This is a genomic window from Salsipaludibacter albus, from assembly GCF_019798055.1.
GTDB classification, from domain to species: Bacteria; Actinomycetota; Nitriliruptoria; order Nitriliruptorales; family Nitriliruptoraceae; genus Salsipaludibacter; species Salsipaludibacter albus.
In genome coordinates this window covers 16,753-22,752 of sequence record NZ_JAHOPH010000005.1, presented here as the reverse complement: position 1 = coordinate 22,752, position 6,000 = coordinate 16,753, and the positions used below count along the sequence as shown (strand labels likewise).

The 6,000-nt window shown below is 75.2% G+C and carries 6 protein-coding genes; 5 read left to right on the top strand and 1 reads right to left on the bottom strand.

The window, feature by feature from the left end; all coding sequences use genetic code 11:
- Positions 1-61 precede the first annotated feature (61 nt).
- The 5 genes from KR546_RS04735 to KR546_RS04715 are packed head-to-tail and all read left to right on the top strand — an operon-like array spanning position 62 to position 3,468.
- Positions 62-1,270 (top strand): TadA family conjugal transfer-associated ATPase, encoded by a 1,209-nt coding sequence (locus KR546_RS04735; protein WP_238443556.1) that lies wholly within the window; start codon positions 62-64, stop codon positions 1,268-1,270.
- Positions 1,267-2,355, top strand: a complete 1,089-nt coding sequence (locus KR546_RS04730) for a hypothetical protein (RefSeq protein ID WP_238443555.1) — start codon at positions 1,267-1,269, stop codon at positions 2,353-2,355. Before KR546_RS04735 ends, KR546_RS04730 begins: the two co-directional genes overlap by 4 nt.
- Positions 2,356-2,372: 17 nt before the next feature.
- Entirely contained in the window at positions 2,373-2,702 is a 330-nt protein-coding gene (locus KR546_RS04725; protein ID WP_238443554.1) for a hypothetical protein, read from the top strand.
- 44 nt (positions 2,703-2,746) lie between these two features.
- Positions 2,747-3,097, top strand: coding sequence for a TadE family type IV pilus minor pilin (locus KR546_RS04720; RefSeq protein ID WP_238443553.1), 351 nt, complete (start codon positions 2,747-2,749; stop codon positions 3,095-3,097).
- Entirely contained in the window at positions 3,094-3,468 is a 375-nt protein-coding gene (locus tag KR546_RS04715; RefSeq protein ID WP_238443552.1) for an Rv3654c family TadE-like protein, read from the top strand. Before KR546_RS04720 ends, KR546_RS04715 begins: the two co-directional genes overlap by 4 nt.
- Before the next feature lie 30 nt (positions 3,469-3,498).
- Here KR546_RS04715 and KR546_RS04710 read toward each other — a convergent pair whose 3' ends face one another.
- Entirely contained in the window at positions 3,499-5,730 is a 2,232-nt protein-coding gene (locus KR546_RS04710; RefSeq protein WP_274387620.1) for a DEAD/DEAH box helicase, read from the bottom strand.
- Positions 5,731-6,000 lie beyond the last annotated feature (270 nt).

Genomic DNA, 6,000 nt, shown 5'->3' with positions numbered 1-6,000 from the left:
GGGTGGGCGTCGTAGGTTCCTGGTCCCTGGTGGCTGTCGGGGGCGACAGGAAGCCGGATCCATGTCCCCTCGTGCGCGCTCGGACCGGGCTGCCCCGTCCTCGATGGGGCCGTCTGCCCGGGTGAGTCGCCTGCGCGGCGGACCGTCGGGGCGTGTCGTCCCGGGAGCCGACGGGGTCGACGACGTCCTGCACGCCGCCGTGTTGGACCGGGTGGTGGCCGACGAGGCAGCCGGTCGGGACCGCACCGACCGGGTGGTCGTCCGTCGGGCCGTCGCCCGGGCGCTGGCCGCCGAGGGCGTCGTGCTGGCCCCGGCCCACTGGGCGGCGCTGGTGCGCGACCTCGTCGACGAGATCGCCGGTCTGGGGCCGCTCGATCGCCTGCTGCGTGACCCGGCCGTCACCGACGTGTGCTGCAACGGCCCGCACGAGGTCTGGGTCGACCGCCACGGACGGCTCGAGCGCACGGCCGTGTCGTTCCGCGACGACGGGGCGATGCTCGCCACGATCCGGCGCGCCCTGGCGCCGACCGCCCGACGACTCGACCGGGGTCACCCCTGTGTCGACGCGACGCTGCCGGGCGGGATCCGCCTGCACGCGGCCATTCCACCGGTGGTGGCCGGGCCGGTCCTGACCCTGCGACGCGTGGCCTCGGTCGTGCCGACCTGGGAGGACCTGGCGGCCTCCGGCAGCGTCCCCGCCGAGTTGCGCGAGGTGCTGGTCGAGCTGGTGGCGGCACGTCGCAACCTCGTGGTGGCCGGCCGCGCCGGATCCGGCAAGACGACCCTGCTCGCCCGGCTGCTGGCCGAGGTCGGCGACGACCGGGTCGTGGTGCTGGAGGACACGCCCGAGCTGGGCCACCCCAGCCGGCACGCCGTGGCGTTGGGCGTGGTCGAGCCGGCACCTGACGGCGGTGGTGGCGTGTCACTGGCCGACCTGGTCCGCCACGCCCTGCGGATGCGCCCCGACCGGCTGGTGGTCGGCGAGGTCCGTGGTCCCGAGGTCGCGAGCCTCCTCCAGGCGATGAACACCGGTCACGACGGCACGATGACCACCGTCCACGCCAACTCCCCGGGCGATGCCCTTGTCCGGTTGGAGGGGATGGCGCTGCAGGCGGGGCTCCCGCTGGCCGCCGCACGTGCCCAGGTCGACGCCGCCGTGGACGTGGTGGTGTCGCTGGTCCGGGACGGTCGGCGGCGCCGGGTCGACCGGGTGGTTGCCGTGACCACCAACGACGGTGTCCGCGTGCTCGACGAACGGTGGCGGGCATGAGGCTTCCGGGGCTGGCGAGTGGCCGCCGGGCGGGATCTGATCCCGCGTCGTTGGCACGGCGGGATCGCGCCCTGCTGCGCCTGCGCACCGGCGTCGGAGGCCACGACCTCGACGACCATGCCCTGGCCGACCTCGAGCCCGACGTCGCCGACATGGTCGGGCTGGCCAGGGCGTGCGGTGCCCCGCTCCAACCCGTCGTGGCGGCCGCACTGGACGGTGCGGAGCGACGTCGCCGGGTCGCCGACGAGCGCCTGGCCGCGATCGCCCCGGCCCGGACGGTCGCGAGGTCCCTGCTGGCCCTGCCGATCCTGGCCGTCCCGGGGCTGGCGGCCGTCACCGGGGTCGACCTCGGCGCCTTCTTCCTCGACGATCCGCTCGGCCGGATCGTGCTGGGCGTGGTCGCCGTGCTGCTCGCGGTCGCCTGGCTGTGGATGCGTGCGATCCTGTCCCGCGCGGATCGACCCCAGCAGCACCGATCGACCGCACCGCGATGGCTGGTCGTGGTGGTGCCGCTCACGTGGTGGCTGGCGGGCCCCGTCCCCGGGGTGGTCGTGGCCGTACTCGTCGCGGCCCGGATGCGGCCGCGGCCGTCGGAGCCGTCACCCCACCTGCCACTGGCCACCGACCTGGTCGCGGTCGCGGTGTCGGCCGGCCACGACCTGCCCGCCGCGCTGCGGCTCGCCGGGGACCGGCTCGACGTCGGCGGGAGGGGCGATGCCAGACACGATGGGCGGGCCGAGCTCGCCCGTGCCCTGCGAGCGACCGCGATGGACCTGGCCCTGCGTCCCGAGCTTCCGGCCGACGGACGGCCCCGGGACTCCCACGGCGAGGACCGCGAGCTGGCGCTGGGCCCGCTGGGCCCGACCGTGCGCGACCTGGCCACGACCGGTGCCCCGGGTGCCCCGGTGCTGCGTGACCTGGCGAACCGGCTCCGGGCGGACGACGCCGCCCGCGAGCGGGCTGCCGTCGCCCGGCTTCCTGCCCGACTGACCTTCCCCACTGCCCTCGTGCTCGTCCCCGCCACCGTCCTGGCGATCGGTGCCCCGATCGTGCTCGACGGGCTGGCGCGGGTGGCGGGCCCCTGAACCGGATCGGAGGATCCATGCCCACCCGTCCACACCACCATCCCCTCGCCGACCCGTCGGCAGGCGCCGGTCGACAGCCCGTCCCTGCCCGCGTCATCGAGCTGCGCCATCGATCGCCCACCCGCGGGGACCACCCTGCGGCGTCGAGCGAGCCCACCACGTCCGACGGGACGACCGCCGCGGGGCGCGCGTCGTCCGAGGACGGCTCCGTCGCGACCGAGTACGGCCTGCTGGCCGTGGTCGCCGCGACGATCGTCTCGGTCCTGCTCGAATGGGCCACCAGTGGGGGCATCAGCGCCCTGCTGGGCTCGATCCTCGACCGCGTGTCCGACCTCGTCGGCCTGTGACCGGCCGGGCTCGCCGCCGGGTGCCCGCCGGCCCCAGGTCGATCGTGCGGGCATCCGAACGTGGGGTCGTCGCGCTGGAGTTCGCCCTGGCCTTGCCATTGGTGGCACTGCTGGTCGTCGGGGTGTTGTCCCTGGTCGCGGTCGTGCGCACCAGCCTGGTCGTCCAGGAGGCGGCCAGGGTGGGCGCCCGCCTGGCCGCGGTCCATGCCGACGACGCGCCGGTGGTCCGCGGGGTCGTGGCCGTCGCCGGACCGGATGCCGTCGTCCAGGTCGGCCCCCGTCGTGTCGGGGAGGTCGTCACGGTCGACGTCCGGGTGCAGCACGACCTGCTGGGCGCCGAACGCTCCGTGGTCGGTCGGGCGGCAGCCATGGTCGAGCCGGTGGTGCCGCCGTGAACCGGTGCCGCGACCCCGCCGGCAACGCGTTGCTGGTCACGATCCTCGCGCTGTTCGCGGCGTTGGTCGTGCTCACCGTCGCCGTCCACGTCGGGGTGCTCCTGCGTGCCCGGGCGGTCGCCGACGGTGCGGCCGACCACGCCGCCCTCGCCGCCGCCGGGGCGCACGCCGGTCCGGCGGGGTCCACGGATCCCCACGTGGCAGCCCAGCGGGTCGCGACCGCCATGGGAGCCCGGCTCACCCGCTGCACCTGCGACCGCCTGCCCGTGGAGGTCGAGGTCGCCGTCGACCTCCCGGACCTCGGTCCGCTGGTGCAGGTGGCCGGTCCCGTGGTGACGGCCACCGGTCGGGCCCGGCTGGTCCCACCATGACCGGCGCCGCGGTGACCGGGACGCCCGGACTCAGGTCGCGGCGAGCAGGCGCACCAGCACGTCCACGGCCCCCGCCTTGTCCAGCGGGTCGTTGCCGTTGCCGCACTTGGGGGACTGCACGCACGACGGACAGCCCGAGTCGCAGCGGCAGCCCGCGACCACGTCCCGGGTCGCCTCCACGTGCTCCGCGAAGCGTCGGAACGACGTCTCGGCCAGCCCGGCACCACCCTGGTGGCCGTCGTACACGAACACGGTCGGCAGTCCCGTGTCGGCATGCCGGACGGTCGACAGCCCACCGATGTCCCAGCGGTCGCACAGCGCCAGCAACGGCAGCATGCCGATCGCGGCGTGCTCGGCGGCGTGCAGCGAGCCCGGCCAGCGACGTGGCAGCAGTCCGCCCCCGACGGCGCCCAGCGCGTCCTCGGTGATCGTCCAGCGGACCGCCACGGTGTCCAGGTGCAGCGGTGGCAGGTCCAGGGGGACGCTCGCGAGCACGTCGCGGGAACCCAGCCGCAGCAGGTCGTAGCCCGTCACCGTGTTCGTCACCGCGACCCGGTCCAGTGCGAGCTGGACGGCGCCCAGGTCGCGATGCTCGAGCTCGTCGACGATCTGCACGTCGGTGTCACGCCGTGGGCGGGTGGTGTGGTTGGTCCGGACCCGCTCGGCCGCCGCGAGGCCCCGCTCGAGGTCCAGCGCCGCGACCTCCCAGGTCGTCCCCTGGTGCAGGTAGATCGCACCCTCGTGGACGGTGTCGCGGGCACGGGCGCTGTCGACCGTGCCCACTAGGGCACCGGTCTCGGCGTCGATGATCCGCACCTCGCCACCACCGATCGAGCGCAGGTCGACATCGCCGGCCGGACCACGTCGACCGGTCCAGTGCACCTTGCCGGCGCGGGCCCGGAGCCGTCCCGCCGCGACCTCGTCATCCAGCACGTCGGTCGCGGCCGGTCCGAACCAGCGGGGCGCGTCCTCGACGTCCAGCGGCGCCTCGTGCGCGGCACAGCGCAGGTGCGGGCCGAGCAGGTAGCGGTTCTGCGGGTCGATGATGGCGTCCTCGGCGGAGCGCCCCAGCAGCTGGTCCGGATGGTGGACCAGGTACTGGTCCAGCGGGTCCTCGCCCGCCACCAGCACGCCGATCGCGGCCTCGCCACCCCGCCCGGCGCGTCCGAACCGCTGCCACATCGACGCGATCGTTCCCGGGTAGCCCGCCAGCACCACGGCGTCCAGGCCCGCCACGTCGATGCCCAGCTCCAGTGCCGACGTCGCCGCGAGGCCCCGGATCCGGCCGTCGCGGAGTCGTTCCTCCAGGTCGCGTCGCTCCTGGGGCAGGTAGCCGGCCCGGTAGGACCGCACACCGGCGCGCAGTTCGGCATCGAGCCGGTCGCGGGCGTTGCCGGCGATGACCTCCGCAGCCTTGCGCGACCCGGTGAAGACCAACGTCTGGGTGCCGGCCGCGACGAACGACGCCAGCAGGTCACCGACCTCTCCCAGCAGGGACCGGCGACGCCCGTCCGCTCGGTCGTCGAACGGGGGCTGCCACAGGCCGATCTCCAGCGGCCCTCGGCCTGACCCGTCCCGGACCACGGCCTCGACCTCCAGGCCGGTCAGGGCGGCGGCGTGGTCGGCGGGGTTGCCGATCGTCGCCGACGCCAGCACGAAGGTCGGGTCGGCGTCGTAGCGCTCGAGCAAGCGTCGCAGCCGTCGCAGGACCAGCGACACGTGCGAGCCGAACACCCCGCGGGCCGTGTGGGCCTCGTCCACCACGACGTGGCGCAGCCGGTGCAGGAAGTCGCCCCAGTACCGATGGCCGGGCAGGACCGAGTGGTGCAGCAGGTCGGGGTTGGTCAGGACCAGGTTGGCCCGGCGGCGGATCGCGTCCCGCTCGCTGGTCGGGGTGTCGCCGTCCACGACGGCGGCGCGGACCCCGGGCAGCCGGAACGCGCGGACCTGGCGCAACTGGTCCCGCGCCAGCGCCTTGGTGGGGGACAGGTACAGCGCCGTGGCCGTGTCGTCGCCCAGCAGCGTGTCGATCACCGGGACCTGGTAGGCGAGGCTCTTGCCCGACGCGGTGCCGGTCGCCACGATCGTGTGCCGGCCGGCCCGGACCGCCTCGATCGCGTCGACCTGGTGGGAGAACGCCCGGTCGATCCCGAGCATCGACAGCCGGCTGGCGAGCAGGTCGTCCATGGGCGGCAGGTCACGCCAGTCGGGCGTGCGTGCCGGCAGCCGGCTGACGTGGACCAGCCCCTCGTCGTCTTCCATGTGGCCGTCGGCGGTCGAGCCGTGCCGGGCGCTTGAGGCGGTGGCACCCGACGCCGAGCTGGCCGCCACCAGCTCGAGGATGTCGCGCGGATCCACGGGGCACCTCGGTCGGGGACGGCTGGACACGGGCCGGGGGGCACCACCGGAGGTGCCCGTCGATCCGATCGGGCCTGTCCGGAGCGGACGGCCGGCGTCGAGTGTGCCGCGCCGTCGTGGGCCACGCGGAAGGGGGTCGGCCGGCACGGACTACCCTTCGAGGGCGATGACGAC

Excerpts from the sequence above, each read along its gene's own strand:
- KR546_RS04735 (WP_238443556.1), top strand. The coding sequence starts at position 62 with ATGTCCCCTCGTGCGCGCTCGGACCGGGCTGCCCCGTCCTCGATGGGG.
- KR546_RS04730 (WP_238443555.1), top strand. The coding sequence starts at position 1,267 with ATGAGGCTTCCGGGGCTGGCGAGTGGCCGCCGGGCGGGATCTGATCCC.
- KR546_RS04725 (WP_238443554.1), top strand. The coding sequence starts at position 2,373 with ATGCCCACCCGTCCACACCACCATCCCCTCGCCGACCCGTCGGCAGGC.
- KR546_RS04710 (WP_274387620.1), bottom strand. The coding sequence starts at position 5,730 with ATGGAAGACGACGAGGGGCTGGTCCACGTCAGCCGGCTGCCGGCACGC.